Raw genomic sequence first — 16,115 nt, 5'->3', positions numbered from 1 at the left:
TATGTATTACATAGGATTCGATTTAGGAAGCTCGTCTATTAAAGCGGCTTTAGTAGAAATTAAAACAGGGAAAAGTCTTGGAGTTGTTCAAGAACCAGAAACAGAAATGAGTATGCTTGCCTTAAAAAATGGCTGGGCGGAGCAAAATCCTGAAGAGTGGTGGAAACATATTTGTAAGGCTATAGAACGTTTAAAAAGAAAATATGCTGTATCAATAGCAGATATTAAAGGAATAGGAATATCCTATCAAATGCATGGCCTTGTTATTGTTGATGAAAATGGTAAGCCTATTAGAAAAAGTATTATTTGGTGCGATAGTAGAGCAGTAGAAATAGGTAATGCTGCATTTGCAGCTTTAGGTCAAGAAAAATGTGCAACACATTTATTAAACTCACCGGCCAATTTTACAGCTTCAAAATTAAAATGGGTAAAAGACAATGAACCAGACCTATATGCTAAAATTCATAAGTTTATGCTGCCTGGAGATTACATTGCTTATAAATTATCCAATAAGATAAATACGACTATTTCAGGTTTGTCTGAGGGCATTTTTTGGGATTTTAAAAATGATGAATTAGCGCAATTTCTGCTCGACCATTATGGTATAGACAAGGCATTAGTACCAGAAATAGTGGATACGTTTGGATTGCAATCTACTGTTGATGAAAAAGGGGCCGAAGCTAGCGGTTTGGCTGTAGGTACGCCAATTTTTTATAGAGCTGGCGATCAGCCTAATAACGCATTGTCTTTAAATGTTTTTAACCCAGGTGAAGTAGCGGCAACAGGAGGTACTTCTGGCGTCGTCTATGCAGTAACCGAGAGCTTGTCTGGAAAAGAAAGTACGCGTGTTAACAATTTTGCACATGTAAACTACACTAAATCCAACCCAAGAATTGGTAAGTTGTTGAATATTAATGGAGCAGGTATTCAGTATCGTTGGTTATTGAATAATCTCGCGGTGAATTCTTATGAAGAGATGAATAACCTAGCTTCTGAGGTTACCATAGGTTCCGATGGCGTATGTATGCTCCCGTTTGGAAATGGTGCAGAACGTATGCTTAACAATATGAACATAGGCACTAGGTTAGTCAATGTTAATCTAAACAACCATCACAAAGGCCATTTATGTAGAGCAGCTCTTGAAGGAATTGCTTTTTCCTTTGTTTATGGTATGGAAATATTAAAGTCAGACGGGATTAATGTTAATGTAATCCGAGCTGGAAATGATAATTTATTTAGATCAGATATTTTCGCTAATACTGTTGCAACCCTTATAGGTTATGAAATAGAAATATACAATACCACTGGAGCAATTGGAGCGGCTAGAGCAGCTGGTTTACATGAAGGCGATTTTGATACCTATGGTAAATTAATCATGGATAATGATCATGTAATGACGTTTATGCCTTTTAAGGATAAAGAACCTTATCAAAAAGCATATGAAAATTGGAAAAAAGAATTAGAACTCGTTTTAAATAATAAATAATATAACAAATTAAAAATCAATAAAAATGGCAATTTTAGGAGATAAAGAATATTTTAAAGGTATTGGACAAATTAAGTTTGAAGGTAAGGATTCCGATAATCCGTTAGCTTTTAAATACTATAACCCAGAACAAGTGGTTGCTGGAAAAACAATGCGCGAGCATTTTAAATTTTCTGTTGCTTATTGGCACACATTCTGTGGGCAAGGTGGTGATCCGTTCGGTCCAGGTACGCAAAGTTTTGAATGGGATAAAGCTTCTGATCCTATTCAAGCAGCAAAAGATAAAGCCGACGCTGCTTTTGAATTCATTAGCAAAATGGGTTTTGATTATTTCTGTTTTCATGATTACGATTTAGTTCAAGAAGCTTCAACTTTTGCAGAATCAGAAAAAAGACTGGCTACAATTACTGAATATTTAAAACAGAAAAAGGCCGCTTCAGGTATAAAACTACTTTGGGGAACCGCCAACTGTTTCTCTAATCCACGTTATATGAATGGTGCTGCTACCAATCCTGATTTTAATGTAGTATCAAGAGCAGGTGGTCAGGTAAAATTAGCCTTAGACGCTACTATGGCATTAGATGGTGAAAATTACGTTTTCTGGGGCGGTAGAGAAGGTTATATGTCGTTATTAAATACCGATATGGGTCGTGAATTAGACCACATGGGTCAATTTTTAGTAATGGCTAGAGATTATGCTAGAGCAAAAGGATTTAAAGGAAATTTCTTTATAGAGCCTAAGCCAATGGAACCAATGAAACATCAATACGATTTTGATTCTGCAACCGCAATTGGATTCTTAAAAGAGTATGGTTTAGAAAAAGATTTTAAAATTAATATTGAAGTAAACCATGCCACCTTAGCGCAGCATACATTTCAGCACGAAATTGCTACAGCAGCAAAAGCGGGTATGTTAGGTAGTTTAGATGCTAACCGAGGCGATTATCAAAATGGATGGGATACAGATCAGTTTCCTAATAATATTCAAGAGACAACAGAGGCAATGCTTGTGTTCTTGAAAGCAGGTGGCTTACAAGGCGGAGGTGTTAATTTTGATGCCAAAATCAGAAGAAATTCTACCGATATGGAAGATGTATTCTTAGCCCATATTGGTGGAGCAGATACTTTTGCAAGAGCTTTAATAACTGCTGATAAAATCATTACATCATCTGCTTATGATGATTTGAGAACAAAGCGTTACAGTTCTTTTGATAGTGGAAAGGGTAAAGATTTTGAAGCTGGTAAATTAAAATTAGAAGATTTGTATAAGCTAGCACAAGAAAACGGAGAATTACCGTTACAAAGTGGTAAACAAGAATTATTTGAAAATATTATTAATCAATATATATAATATTTGATATGGAATCTTCAAGACATTCTAAATACTTAATACAACTTACACTTGTTGCAACATTAGGTGGTTTACTCTTTGGTTATGATACTGCGGTAATTTCAGGAACCGTAAGTGCATTAGATAATTTTTTTGTTATGCCATTCGGATTAAATGAAATGTCGGCGAATTCGCGATTAGGCTTTTTAGTATCCAGCGCATTAATTGGTTGTATTGTTGGTGGGATTTCTAGTGGATTTATTAGTAATAAATTAGGGAGAAAAAAAGGATTGTTGCTTGCAGCAAGCCTTTTTCTTTGTTCGGCATTAGGCTCTGCAATGCCCGAAATGTTTATAAAACCTGTAGGTGAAGGTGATCATACGTTTATCTATATTTTTATATTTTATAGAATAATTGGGGGTATAGGTGTGGGTTTAGCATCTATGCTTTCTCCACTTTATATAGCAGAAATTGCACCTGCAAAAATTAGGGGAAAGTTAGTTTCTTTAAATCAATTTGCTATCATCTTTGGAATGTTGATTGTTTATTTTGTAAACTATTATATTGCAGGCCAAGGAGATGATTCTTGGTTAAATACTGTTGGTTGGAGATGGATGTTTGCTTCAGAAATTATACCTGCAACTTTATTTCTTATTTTTTTATTCTTTGTTCCAGATACTCCGCGCTCTTTAGTACTTAAAAATCAACCAGAGAAAGCGTTAAAGGTTCTTGAAAAAGTGAATGGTAAAGAAACGGCACAGAAAATATTAAATGAAATACAAAATACAGTAATACACCGTTCTGGTAAATTGTTTTCTTTTGGAATTGCTGTAGTTGTAATAGGTATTTTGCTTTCGGTTTTTCAGCAGTTTGTAGGTATTAATGTGGTATTGTATTATGCGCCAGAGATATTCAAAAACATGGGGTCTGGCACAGATACGGCATTATTACAAACCATAATTGTTGGTGGTGTTAACTTAATTTTTACTGTGCTAGCTATTCTTACAGTAGATAAGTTTGGTAGAAAACCTTTAATGATTATTGGTGCTTTAGGTATGGCTGTAGCAATGTTTGCACTGGGAGCTACATTTTATTCGCAAACTGTAGGTGTTTTAGCATTAATATGTATGCTGGTTTATGTAGCAGCTTTTGCTATGAGTTGGGGTCCAGTAACATGGGTCTTGTTATCCGAAATGTTTCCAAATAAAATTAGAGATAAAGCATTGGCAGTAGCAGTCGCTGCGCAGTGGATAAGTAACTATCTTGTTTCTTGGACTTTTCCTATGATGGATAAGAATAGTTTTCTCATTGAAAAGTTTCATCATGGTTTTGCATATTGGATTTACGGAATCATGGGATTAATTGCCATGTTTATTGTTTTAAAATATATCCCCGAAACTAAAGGTAAAACCCTTGAAGAAATGGACGGTATGTGGAATAAAAACTAAAGATATTTTTTAAAAATTAAAAATAGAATAAGTTCCTTAAAAAGATTTATTCTATTTTTTTTACCTAATAATATGGTAATCAGATTTTTAAATTAACAGAAATAAAGGCTATTCACAACTAGTTTTTGATAGGCTGTTATATATAGTTACACGCTAATCCTACACTATATATTGGAGGGAAAGAATATGCTTCAACTTCTGCAACTGTATATTTTATATTTTTTTGATGCTTAAATATAGCCTCAAAATCAATTTTTTTACTCACCCCTAATTCCTTGTAATCCTTCGCATGCCGACTAATAAATCTATTCGGATATTTTTCAGGTTATTCCGAAGGGTTAACTCCAGCAATATGTATCCAGTACAATTCTGCTTGAAAATGCACATATTCCGGGTTAGTGTGTTTAATAAAATAGTCATACACACGAGTGTTATCAATACACAAAAGTTCATCTGCATGATTATGAAACACAAATTCAATTCCGGCCTCTTTGCACAGCTTTCCAATGTTATGTATCAATACGATTGCAATTCTAAAGTTATTTAAATATATATTAAAAGGCACGATATAAGATATATCCATTTTATCAATTAAAATAGTGCAACTTAGTAAGACTATGTTTTATAATTGATTTGATTAGGGCAAAAAAAAGAATCTTGTATTTAAAATGTTAGTTGTGTACTATTTATAGTATAGAGCAAAAAAAAAAGAGTTAGTATTTAATTTTGCTAACTCTTTTTAGTGACCTCGACTGGATTCAAACCAGTAACCTTCTGAGCCGTAATCAGATGCGCTATTCAGTTGCGCCACGAGGCCGTATTTTTCTCCCTTAACGGGCTGCAAATATATTTCTTTTTAAATTTACAGCAAAATTACAACCATCAAATTATATGGATTTTAAAAAGTATATTCGAGATATCGTCAATTTTCCAAAGCAAGGTATTGTTTTTAAGGACATTACACCGCTATTAAAAAATGCTGAAGCAATGCATTCTGCAGCAAATTCTTTGTTTAATCTTATTCAAGATAAAAAAATAGACAAAGTCGTGGGTTTAGAAAGTCGTGGTTTTTTATTTTCACCGCTACTTGCCGTAAAATTAGGTGCAGGTTTTGTGCCTATAAGAAAACCGGGTAAGTTACCTTCAGAAGTTATTAGTACCTCTTTTAATTTGGAGTATGGAATAGATACCTTGGAGATTCACAAAGATAGTATCGCACCTGGCGATAGAATATTGTTGCACGACGATGTATTGGCTACAGGAGGCACGGCAGAAGCAGCATGTAAACTCATTACCGATTTAGGAGGTGAAATAGTCCAATGTAATTTTTTGATAGAATTAGATTTTTTAAATGGCAGAGAAAAGCTTTCAGAATATACAATTGCTTCTTTAATTCATTATTAGCTAATAGCATTAGTAGTAACAAAATAACGCCAACCAATTATAGCTAATTGCAATTTAGATGCTTTGGCAAGGTCTAGTCTTTTTTTAGTATAAGATGGTAATATTAGCTTATTTACCTTAGCTAAAAATTTAAAGAAAGACTTTTTCATTTTTAATACTTTTTGACAAATATAGCATGAAATTTCACAAAAATATAAAGACTATCCCATGGATAGTCTTTATGATATATAGGCCTATATGATTTTTCTTATGCAAAAGTCATGATCAGTGACAGCATTAATAGCAATAATAACTTAGCGAGAGTAATCATAGTTGTGTTGTTTAAAGGTTAATAAATAGTATTAATAATCGATTATTCAATTAAGATATATAATAGTAATACTATTAACAAATTCTACCTATCGATTTATTAAATTTGAATACGATTTTGTAACTAAAAAAATAATTATAGTTTCGATATTTAACTTTATTGCTTCAATTGTGTGATAAATATTAAGTTATTATTGTATTAGTGTTTAAATATGTAATAATTATAGGGTGTTTTTGGTGCTATTTTTATTCTACAAGGAACAAATCATTTAAAGAGTGAAGTTTTATAAGCTTTTCATTTTTTTTATTAACCTTTGAACTGTATTTTTTTTAGTAACTAAATAATTGTCACCATGCTTTCTTAATTTCAGAAAAGAGGTTATAATTCTATTATATTTGTTAAAAAATATAGATCAATGTTGAACTTACTATTTATCATTTTAGGATTATCATTTTTAATAATGGGAGGTAGTTGGTTATTAAAATCAGCGGTAGCTTTATCTCTTCGTTTAAATATACCAAAAATAGTTATCGGAATGACAGTGGTGTCCTTTGCTACTTCTGCTCCAGAATTAATAGTAAGTATAAAGGCAGCTTTAGACGGTTTTCCAGATTTGGCTTTGGGTAATGTAGTAGGATCTAATATTGCAAATATTGGACTGGTTTTAGGTATTACTGTTTTATTGGGTGCAATAGATGTTAAAAAAGGATTTTATACTACGGATTGGCCTGTAATGATGATTGCATCAAGTTTGTTTTTCTTTTTTATATACTTTGATCATGAAATTCAGCAGTATGAAGGTGTAATCATGTTGGTATTTCTTTTTGCTTTTTTAGTTTATTTACTTCGTTTTCAAAAACCAGCGGTTGAAGATGAAATGCCAGAAGATGATGTTTTATTGCCTAATTATAAGACGGCTATGTTCTTACTACTTGGAGGTGTTGCTTTATGGGGTGGTTCAGAGCTACTGATTAATGGAGCTGTAGGTTTAGCAAGTTATTATGGGGTTAGTGAGCGTGTAATTGCAATTACCGTGGTATCTGTAGGGACGAGTGTGCCAGAATTGGCGGCATCGATAATCGCAGTTATTAAAAAAGAGAAAGCCATTTCTTTGGGAAATTTAATAGGTTCTAATATTTTTAATCTTCTTGCTGTTTTAGGTATTACCTCAATTATAACTCCAATTAAAGCCGTAGATTTAGGATTGTTAAACAATGATGTATTTTGGATGCTTGGTATATCATTCTTGCTTTTTCCTCTAGTATTTTTTCCAAAACGTATGCGTTTAGGTAGGTGGGAAGGTTTAGTGCTACTGTTTACCTATTTGTTATTTGTATATTTTACCATTCAATAATTATATCTAATTAGGTAATAAAAAAAAGGGCTATTGAAATTTCAACAGCCCTTTTTTTGTATAAAAATTTATGCTTTGTATTAAACCTTAGCGGTTTTAACAGTTTTGATAATTCTTGCAGCAATTTTGTAAGGGTCACCGTTTGATGCAGGACGTCTATCTTCCAACCATCCTTTGTATCCTTTTTGTACTGCAATAATTGGAATACGAATAGAAGCTCCTCTATCTGATACTCCCCATGAGAAATCATGTATAGATGCTGTTTCGTGTTTACCAGTTAAACGTTGATCATTAAACTCACCGTAAACCTCAATATGTTCTTTTACTAATGGTCTAAATGCTTCGCAAATTTTAGCGTAAACTTCTTTGTCTCCACAAGTTCTTAAAATAGTGTTAGAGAAGTTTGCGTGCATACCTGAGCCATTCCAATCCATATCTTTTCCTAATGGTTTAGGGTGGTATTCAATATAGTAACCATATTTTTCAGTTAATCTATCTAATAAGTATCTAGCTACCCAGATTTCATCACCAGCTTTTTTTGCACCTTTAGCAAACAATTGAAATTCCCATTGTCCAGCAGCAACTTCTTGGTTAATTCCTTCGAAGTTAATACCTGCTGCAATACATAAATCTGCATGTTCTTCTACTAAATCTCTACCATGTGTGTTTTTACCACCAACAGAGCAGTAGTATAAACCTTGTGGTGCAGGATAACCACCAATTGGGAAACCTAAAGGTAGTTGAGTCTTAGTATCCATAATGAAATATTCTTGCTCAAAACCAAACCAGAAGTCATCATCCTCGTCGTCAATAGTAGCTCTACCATTTGATACATGAGGAGTTCCGTCAGGATTCATAACTTCAGTCATTACTAACCATCCGTTAATTCTTTCTGGATCTGGGTATATTGCTACTGGAACAAGTATGCAATCAGAAGATCCTCCTTCTGCTTGTCTCGTAGATGAACCATCGAAAGACCAATTGCCTAATTCTTCTAAAGTTCCTTTGAAATCTTCATGCTCTTCAACTTTGGTTTTGCTACGCATATTTTGCGTTGGAAAATATCCATCTAACCAGATATATTCTAATTTAATTTTGGCCATAATATTTTGTTGTTATTATTCTTTTAGATTGCAACAAAAATAAATTTTTTTAGCTTTACTTCCATTTTTTTAGGGGGTAAATATTTAAAAATTCATTATAATTGGATTTGATGGTACTTTTTATGGGGTATTTTACAATTATAATATTTTTTTAATGTTTAAATTATTAAATCGCTAATTTTGCTGTTTTTAAATGTAAGGTTATGAATATGTCTAAAATAAGATTTAATGCAATTTCAAAAAGTCAAGAGAGACCACGCATTACAATAGAAGAAAAAGGGAGAAGATCAGAGCTTTTCGGGCTTAATGTTTTTAACGAAGAGAAGATGTTGCAATACCTTACTAAAGATGCCCTCGATAGTGTACATAGTGCTATATTTTCGGGCTCTAAAATTGATCGGAAAATTGCAGATCAGGTGGCTGAATCCATGAAAGCTTGGGCAATATCTATGGGTGCAACGCACTATACACATTGGTTTCAACCTTTAACTGGTGCTACGGCTGAAAAGCATGATGCTTTTTTTGATTTATTACCAGATGGTCGAGCCTTGGAAAAGTTTGGTGGAGGCCAGTTAGTACAACAAGAACCAGATGCTTCTAGTTTTCCGAGTGGAGGAATTAGAAACACTTTTGAAGCGCGAGGATATACGGCTTGGGATCCTACTTCCTCTGCTTTTATTTATGGCACTACATTATGTATACCTACTATTTTTGTTTCGTATACGGGCGAAGCTTTGGACAATAAAGCACCGCTTTTACGTGCTTTAAGTGCTGTGGATGAAGCAGCAACGGCAGTAGCGAAATATTTTGATAAAAACGTGTCTAAAGTCAATGCAACTTTGGGCTGGGAACAAGAATATTTTTTACTAGACAAAGCTTTGGCAATCTCAAGGCCTGATATATTAATGACGGGTAGAACGTTAATTGGGCATCAAGCAGCAAAAGGGCAGCAATTAGATGATCACTATTTTGGTGTAATACCTGATCGTGTGTTGAGTTTCATGAGTGAACTAGAAAAGGAGTGTACTAAACTGGGCATCCCTGTAAAAACAAGACATAATGAAGTGGCTCCAAATCAGTTTGAGCTTGCTCCTGTTTTTGAAGAGGCTAACCTTGCGGTAGATCATAACCTGTTGCTAATGGATATGATGGATAAAATTGCCGACAAGCATAATTTCAAGGTGCTGTTTCATGAAAAGCCCTTTGCAGGCATTAACGGGTCGGGTAAGCATAATAACTGGTCTTTGGCTACAGATACAGGGGTAAATTTGTTGAGTCCTGGGTCTACACCTATGAAAAACCTTCAATTTTTAACGTTCTTTATCAATACAATAAAAGCTGTAGACACGTATGAAGAGTTGTTAAGGGCTTCTATTGCGTCTGCTAGTAATGATCATAGATTAGGTGCTAATGAGGCGCCACCAGCTATATTTTCTATTTTCGTAGGAACGCAATTAAGTAATGTTCTAGATGAATTGGAAGGTGTTTCACAAGGAAAATTATCTCCAGAAGAGAAAACCGAGTTAAAACTTAACGTGGTAGGTAAAATTCCTGAAATTCTACTGGATAATACAGATAGGAATAGAACTTCACCGTTCGCATTTACAGGAAACAAATTCGAAATGCGTGGTGTTGGAGCTAAAACCAATTGCGCAAAACCAATGACGGTTTTAAATACCATTGTTGCAAAGCAATTAATAGATTTCAAAAAAGAGGTTGATGCACTTATAGATAAAAAGAATCTTAAAAAAGATGAGGCCGTTTTTAACATTTTGCGTGAATACATTAAAACATCAAAAAGAATAAGATTTGATGGAGATGGGTATAGTGATGAATGGGAAAAAGAAGCCATAAGAAGAAAACTTAGCAATAATAAAAACACCCCTTCTGCAATTCAAGTTTTGACCTCAAAAGAAAGTTTGGAATTGTTCAAAAGCATGAAGGTAATGAGCGAGGTAGAAGTCGCGGCTCGTAAAGAGGTAGAGTTAGAAACATATATTTTTCAGTTGCAAATAGAAGGTAGAGTATATAACGAATTGGTCTACAGTTATGTAATTCCCGCAGCAATCACCTATCAAAATAATCTTTTAAAAAATGTTATGGGATTAAAAGATATTTATGGCGCGGCGCACAAAAAACTTACTGATGGTCAACTCGCAATTATTGAGCAAATTGCCGAGCATATAGCCGATTTGAAAAAGCAAACCGATATGATGACTGATGCTCGAAGAAGTGCCAATAAGTTAAAAGACATTAATAAAAAAGCATACGCGTATTGTGATAATGTAAAACCATATTTTGATAAAATAAGAACGCATTGCGATAAATTGGAAAGTGTAATGGATAATAATCTTTGGCCATTGACAAAGTACCGCGAATTACTATTTCAGAAATAAAATCACAAAATTTTTAAGTAAAAGCACACATTTAGGTGTGCTTTTTTTTATGTTTCCACTATTTTTGTTCAAAATCAATATTCATGAGTTCATCACACAGTGAAAGATATAATCAAAGAGGGGTATCTGCATCAAAAGAAGATGTGCATAACGCCATAAAAAATATAGATAAAGGCTTATTTCCTAAAGCTTTCTGTAAAATTGTTCCTGATTATTTAACTAATGATGATGAATATTGTTTAGTGATGCATGCCGATGGAGCTGGAACAAAATCATCACTGGCATATATGTATTGGAAAGAGACTGGTGATATTTCTGTTTGGAAAGGAATAGCGCAGGATGCTCTTATAATGAATATTGATGATTTAATTTGTGTTGGCGCTACGGATAATATTATACTTTCTTCTACTATCGGAAGGAACAAAAATAAAATTCCAGCAGAAGTTATTTCGGCAATAATCAATGGAACAGAGGAGCTTATTTCCGATTTAAAAAAGCATAGTATAACCATACATTCCACAGGAGGAGAAACTGCCGACGTGGGTGATTTGGTACGAACAATTATTGTTGATTCTACTGTTACTGCACGTTTAAAACGGAGCAATGTTATTGATAATGCCAATATAAAAGCAGGTGATGTTATTGTTGGATTAGAGTCTTTTGGACAAGCTAGTTATGAAAAAGAGTATAATGGCGGGATGGGAAGTAACGGACTTACCTCGGCTCGGCATGATGTTTTTTCAAAATATTTGGCAGAAAAATATCCGGAAAGTTATGATGCAGAAGTGCCTGAAGATCTAGTATATTCAGGAAGAATAAAACTTACAGATACCGTAAAAGGTACGCCTTTAGATGCCGGTAAATTGGTTTTGTCACCAACTAGAACTTATGCTCCTATAGTTAAACAAGTATTGGAGCAATATAGTAGTGAAGAAATTCACGGTATGGTACACTGTAGTGGTGGGGCCCAAACTAAAATTCTTCATTTTATAGATCATTTACATATTATAAAAGACAATCTTTTTGAGGTGCCACCATTGTTTAATCTTATTCAAGAGCAATCCGGTACAGATTGGAAAGAAATGTATCAAGTCTTTAATTGTGGTCACCGGTTAGAATTTTACGTTAGTCAAGATATAGCTCTCGACCTTATACAAATAGCTGATAGTTTTGGAGTACGCGGTAGAATTATTGGTAGGGTAGAAGCTAGTGACGAAAAGAAACTAACTATAAAAAGTTCAAAAGGTACTTTTCAGTATTAGTATATACGAATACCTCTTTTTTTTCGTTGTCTCAATAAAAGAGATCTATTATGGAAAGAAAAGCATTCTTAAAAACTTTAGGCGCCGGAGCAGCATTTGCATTAACTTTTTCATGCCTCCACGGCTGTTCAGATAAAGGAGGCGGAGAAGAACCTCTAGTGCCAGAAATTCCTGAAGGCGGTTTTATAATAGATTTGAATGCAACTACTTCTGCTAATCTTCAAAATAATGGTGGATTTATTTTTGTAAAATCAAAATCAACATTTACACAAAACGATGTAATTGTAGTTCGTAATTTGGAAGGCAATTTGGTGGCTGCTAGTAAATATTGTAGCCATGAAGGTAATCCAAATGTAGAGTTTCTTTCTGAAGATGGCGGAATTTATCGTTGCGATGTGCATGGATCAAGATTCTCGCAAGATGGAACACCTTTGAATTCAATAACGACAAATCCTCTTAAAATATATAACACGGAACTTTTAGCAGATAACAAGCTAAGAATCTTCGAGTAATTATTTAAAAGTAATAAGCTCAAGGGCTTGTGAAATTCAAATTCATTTGAGTATATTTCACCTAAAATTTTGTTTTAGGTTGAAAAAGATCCCCTTAGTGCTCTTGTTGTTTTTTGTTGTGATGCTTTCAGCACAAGAGAAGAAATATGTGACTATCCAGCGCACCCATAATTTAATGGGAACCAACTTTGATATCGTTATTGTTGCAGAATCCGAAACGGCGGCTTTAAAAAACATAGACTACATAGTCAATGAAATTAAAAGAATTGAAAAATTAATTTCTTCTTGGGATACCTCTTCTGAAACTTCATTAATAAATAAAAATGCAGGCATACAGCCTGTAAAAGTGAGTGCTGAAATTTTTGATTTAATAAAACGTTCTATTTCCCTGTCTAAACTAACCAAAGGTGCTTTTGACATCACTTTTGCTTCGATGAACACTGTTTGGAAGTTTGATGGTAGTCTTAAAAACTTACCAAGTCATGATGAGATAAATTCTTCTATAAGCAGCGTTGGCTATGAAAATATTATGCTAAATCAAGAGCTTTCTACGGTTTTTCTTCCAAGAGTTGGAATGAAAATTGGATTTGATGCTATAGGAAAAGGGTATGCCGTAGATAAAGCCAAAGAATTAATGCAATCTAAAAAAGTGTTTGCTGGGGCAATTAGCTCTACGGGCGATTTAGTTACCTGGGGTAGGCAAGCATCTGGCGAAAAATGGATTTATGGAATTGCTAATCCGCAAAAACGAGAAGATATTCTTACTTGGTTGCCGTTAGATGAATCTGCTGTAGCAACTTCGGATAATTATAAAAAATACATTGTATTTAATGGTGAAAAATACTCGCACATTATAGATCCAAGAACAGGATATCCAACCAAAGGAATCAATAGAGTTTCTGTATTTTCGAAAAGTGCGGAATTTAGTGACGCCATTGCAACAGCTATTTTTGTTATGGGGGTTAAAGCAGGTTTAGAATTTGCAAAACAATTAGATAATATTGAAATTATTATTGTTGATGTAGAAAACCACATTCATAAAACCAACGGAATAAAAATTGACGCTAGTAATTAATACTATTTCTCCACTTCCGTTTAAAAGTAACTAAGTTTTTTTGTGTAAGCGAGATTTTTACAGCTTTAAAAGGATAAAAAATCTTAAAAATAAGAACCTAAATTTTGCACTATGATTTCGGTAGTATTTATCGTAAATTTGCAGAAATTGTTAGCCTAATCATGTTAGATAAATTAAATATAGTAAAACAGCGTTTTGATGAAGTGTCAGACTTAATTATTCAGCCTGATATAATTTCCGATCAAAAACGATATGTGGAATTAAATAAAGAATACAAAGATTTAAAAAATCTTGTAGACAAGCGCGAATTATATATTGAATTTACAAATAATATAGAAGAAGCTCAAGAGATTATATCTGATGGAAGCGATGCAGAAATGGTTGAAATGGCCAAGATGCAATTAGAGGAAGCTAAAGCTGCTTTACCACTTTTAGAAGAAGAGATAAAAGTACTTTTAATTCCGAAAGATCCAGAAGACGCGAAAAACGTTGTTGTTGAAGTTAGAGCAGGTACCGGAGGAGATGAAGCTAGTATTTTTGCTGGAGATTTATACCGTATGTACACTAAGTATTGCGAATCTAGAGGTTGGAAAACCAATGTTATAGATTTGAGTGAAGGTACTAGTGGTGGCTATAAAGAGATTCAGTTTGAAGTTACTGGCGAGGATGTTTATGGTACTTTAAAGTTTGAAGCAGGTGTTCACCGAGTTCAGCGTGTGCCACAGACAGAAACACAAGGTCGTGTACATACTAGTGCAGCAACAGTGATGGTGTTGCCAGAAGCGGAAGATTTTGATGTGCAAATTGATCCAAAGGATGTTCGTATAGATTTCTTCTGTTCTTCAGGACCAGGAGGACAATCGGTGAACACAACCTATTCTGCGGTACGATTAACGCACTTACCTACAGGTTTGGTGGCACAATGTCAAGATCAAAAATCGCAGCATAAAAATAAAGAAAAGGCTTTTAGAGTATTGCGTTCTCGTTTGTATGATCAAGAATTAGCTAAAAAGCAAGAAGAAGATGCAGCTAAAAGAAACTCTCAAGTAAGTAGTGGTGACCGTTCTGCAAAAATTAGAACTTATAATTATCCTCAAGGAAGGGTAACCGATCATAGAATTGGACTTACGCTATACGATTTACAGAATATTGTAAATGGAGATATTCAGAGAATTATTGATGAGTTAAGTCTTGTTGAAAATACTGAAAAACTGAAAGAGGCTTCAGAAATTTTTTAAGAAATGACCACAAAACAGTTAATAGCCCAAATCCATAAAAAAAAGTCATTTTTGTGTGTTGGTTTGGATGTAGATTTAACAAAAATTCCAGAGCACTTATTAAAAGAAGAAGATCCGATTTTTGCTTTCAATAAAGCAATTATTGATGCTACTCATGAGTTTTGTGTTGCTTATAAACCAAATACGGCATTTTATGAAGCATACGGCATAAAGGGTTGGATGGCTTTGGAAAAGACTATCAACTATTTGAATACGAACTATCCAGAAATATTTACAATTGCTGATGCTAAGCGAGGTGATATTGGAAATACATCAACCATGTATGCAAAAGCATTTTTCGATGATTTAGGCTTTGATTCAGTCACTATTGCCCCTTATATGGGTAAAGACTCTGTGGAGCCATTTTTAGCATTTGAGGATAAACATACTATATTATTAGCTTTAACCTCCAATGAAGGTGCTTTTGATTTTCAAACTAAAAAATTAGAAGGTACTGCCCTTTATAAACAGGTATTAGAAACTTCAAAGACCTATAAAAACGCGCAAAATTTAATGTATGTGGTTGGAGCAACCAAAGCAACCTATTTACAAGAAATTCGACAAATAGTTCCGGATAATTTTTTATTGGTTCCTGGTGTTGGTGCGCAAGGAGGGAGCTTAAAAGAAGTTTGTAATTATGGAATGAATAAAAACGTGGGGCTTTTAGTAAATTCTTCTAGAGGAATTATTTATGCATCAAAGGGAGAAAATTTCGCACAAGAAGCTATGAAAAATGCGAAAGAGTTACAAAATCAGATGGCGCAAGAATTAGCGCGAAAATTCTAATTATAATTCGTTCAATAATTTTTCTAATTTTTGAGCTTTAGACTCAAAAAAATCACCAAGTCTTGTATTTGCATATTTTATATTGTTTGCTTTATCAGCAAAGTTTTGATATAAATATTCAAGTAGGGCAACAGATTGTTCTTCGTTGTTCATTGGTTTCACGGAACCAACTTTACAGTATTGATTTTGCATAGCTTTATTTTTTTCTCTCTTTTACAAATATACGTTCAAAACACGTATTTAGATGTTTAGAAATCGTTATATCTATCTATAAATCAGATGTTTTGTATAAATGGATGATCTTTAATGATGAATGGTAAAAAAACGCGATAATTGGTTGAGAATTGTATTGTTTTGCGAGTTATAGAGATT

General features: G+C 33.8%; 15 protein-coding genes and 1 tRNA gene. 11 read left to right on the top strand and 5 right to left on the bottom strand.

What is annotated here, in order from left to right:
- Position 1: 1 nt before the first annotated feature.
- Genes B8963_RS10115 through xylE form a run of 3 tightly spaced genes read left to right on the top strand, consistent with a single transcriptional unit; the run spans position 2 to position 4,264 of the window.
- The gene (locus B8963_RS10115; RefSeq protein ID WP_084061407.1) at positions 2-1,486 is read left to right on the top strand and encodes a xylulokinase; all 1,485 of its coding nucleotides are present in this window, start codon (positions 2-4) and stop codon (positions 1,484-1,486) included.
- Between the two features lie 25 nt (positions 1,487-1,511).
- The gene (xylA, locus tag B8963_RS10110) at positions 1,512-2,837 is read left to right on the top strand and encodes a xylose isomerase (RefSeq protein ID WP_084061406.1); all 1,326 of its coding nucleotides are present in this window, start codon (positions 1,512-1,514) and stop codon (positions 2,835-2,837) included.
- A gap of 8 nt (positions 2,838-2,845) precedes the next feature.
- Entirely contained in the window at positions 2,846-4,264 is a 1,419-nt protein-coding gene (xylE, locus tag B8963_RS10105) for a D-xylose transporter XylE (protein ID WP_084061405.1), read from the top strand.
- Between the two features lie 325 nt (positions 4,265-4,589).
- Here the strand turns inward: xylE and B8963_RS10100 are convergent, their stop codons facing one another.
- Both B8963_RS10100 and B8963_RS10095 read right to left on the bottom strand, forming a co-directional pair.
- On the bottom strand, positions 4,590-4,847 hold the full coding sequence (locus B8963_RS10100) for a hypothetical protein (RefSeq protein ID WP_084061404.1): 258 nt from the start codon (positions 4,845-4,847) through the stop codon (positions 4,590-4,592).
- A 160-nt stretch (positions 4,848-5,007) separates the two neighbouring features.
- Positions 5,008-5,081: transfer RNA gene (locus tag B8963_RS10095), tRNA-Arg, on the bottom strand.
- Positions 5,082-5,155: 74 nt separating this feature from the next.
- On the opposite strand from B8963_RS10095, the gene B8963_RS10090 reads away from it, so the two are divergent.
- The gene (locus B8963_RS10090; protein WP_084061403.1) at positions 5,156-5,668 is read left to right on the top strand and encodes an adenine phosphoribosyltransferase; all 513 of its coding nucleotides are present in this window, start codon (positions 5,156-5,158) and stop codon (positions 5,666-5,668) included.
- On the opposite strand, the gene B8963_RS10085 is transcribed toward B8963_RS10090, so the two are convergent.
- Positions 5,665-5,817, bottom strand: a complete 153-nt coding sequence (locus B8963_RS10085; RefSeq protein WP_084061402.1) for an SsrA-binding protein — start codon at positions 5,815-5,817, stop codon at positions 5,665-5,667. The two genes, B8963_RS10090 and B8963_RS10085, sit on opposite strands and share 4 nt — an antisense overlap.
- A 576-nt stretch (positions 5,818-6,393) precedes the next feature.
- Here B8963_RS10085 and B8963_RS10080 point away from each other — a divergent pair.
- Entirely contained in the window at positions 6,394-7,332 is a 939-nt protein-coding gene (locus B8963_RS10080) for a calcium/sodium antiporter (RefSeq protein WP_084061401.1), read from the top strand.
- 80 nt (positions 7,333-7,412) lie between these two features.
- On the opposite strand, the gene B8963_RS10075 is transcribed toward B8963_RS10080, so the two are convergent.
- A complete protein-coding gene (locus tag B8963_RS10075) occupies positions 7,413-8,435 on the bottom strand; it encodes a glutamine synthetase beta-grasp domain-containing protein (RefSeq protein WP_084061400.1) in 1,023 nt (340 codons plus the stop codon).
- Between the two features lie 209 nt (positions 8,436-8,644).
- Here B8963_RS10075 and B8963_RS10070 point away from each other — a divergent pair, with 209 nt between their 5' ends.
- The 6 genes from B8963_RS10070 (at position 8,645) to pyrF (ending at position 15,743) form a co-directional block, all read left to right on the top strand.
- Entirely contained in the window at positions 8,645-10,831 is a 2,187-nt protein-coding gene (locus tag B8963_RS10070) for a glutamine synthetase III family protein (protein ID WP_084061399.1), read from the top strand.
- Between the two features lie 83 nt (positions 10,832-10,914).
- Positions 10,915-12,093 (top strand): AIR synthase related protein, encoded by a 1,179-nt coding sequence (locus B8963_RS10065; RefSeq protein ID WP_084061398.1) that lies wholly within the window; start codon positions 10,915-10,917, stop codon positions 12,091-12,093.
- Positions 12,094-12,143: 50 nt separating this feature from the next.
- Entirely contained in the window at positions 12,144-12,605 is a 462-nt protein-coding gene (locus B8963_RS10060) for a Rieske 2Fe-2S domain-containing protein (protein WP_084061397.1), read from the top strand.
- A 79-nt stretch (positions 12,606-12,684) separates the two neighbouring features.
- The gene (locus tag B8963_RS10055) at positions 12,685-13,680 is read left to right on the top strand and encodes an FAD:protein FMN transferase (protein ID WP_143312509.1); all 996 of its coding nucleotides are present in this window, start codon (positions 12,685-12,687) and stop codon (positions 13,678-13,680) included.
- Positions 13,681-13,841: 161 nt separating this feature from the next.
- A complete protein-coding gene (gene prfA / locus B8963_RS10050) occupies positions 13,842-14,918 on the top strand; it encodes a peptide chain release factor 1 (protein ID WP_084061395.1) in 1,077 nt (358 codons plus the stop codon).
- A gap of 3 nt (positions 14,919-14,921) precedes the next feature.
- Positions 14,922-15,743: an orotidine-5'-phosphate decarboxylase gene (pyrF, locus tag B8963_RS10045; protein ID WP_084061394.1), complete on the top strand. Its 822-nt coding sequence runs from the start codon at positions 14,922-14,924 to the stop codon at positions 15,741-15,743.
- On the opposite strand, the gene B8963_RS10040 is transcribed toward pyrF, so the two are convergent.
- Positions 15,744-15,935, bottom strand: a complete 192-nt coding sequence (locus B8963_RS10040; protein ID WP_084061393.1) for a hypothetical protein — start codon at positions 15,933-15,935, stop codon at positions 15,744-15,746. It lies immediately after the preceding gene.
- Positions 15,936-16,115: the final 180 nt, after the last annotated feature.

It is taken from the genome of Cellulophaga tyrosinoxydans (genome assembly GCF_900176415.1).
Lineage (GTDB): Bacteria > Bacteroidota > Bacteroidia > Flavobacteriales > Flavobacteriaceae > Cellulophaga > Cellulophaga tyrosinoxydans.
The sequence above is the reverse complement of the archived record's forward strand: the minus strand, read 5'-3'. Positions and strand labels throughout refer to the sequence as shown.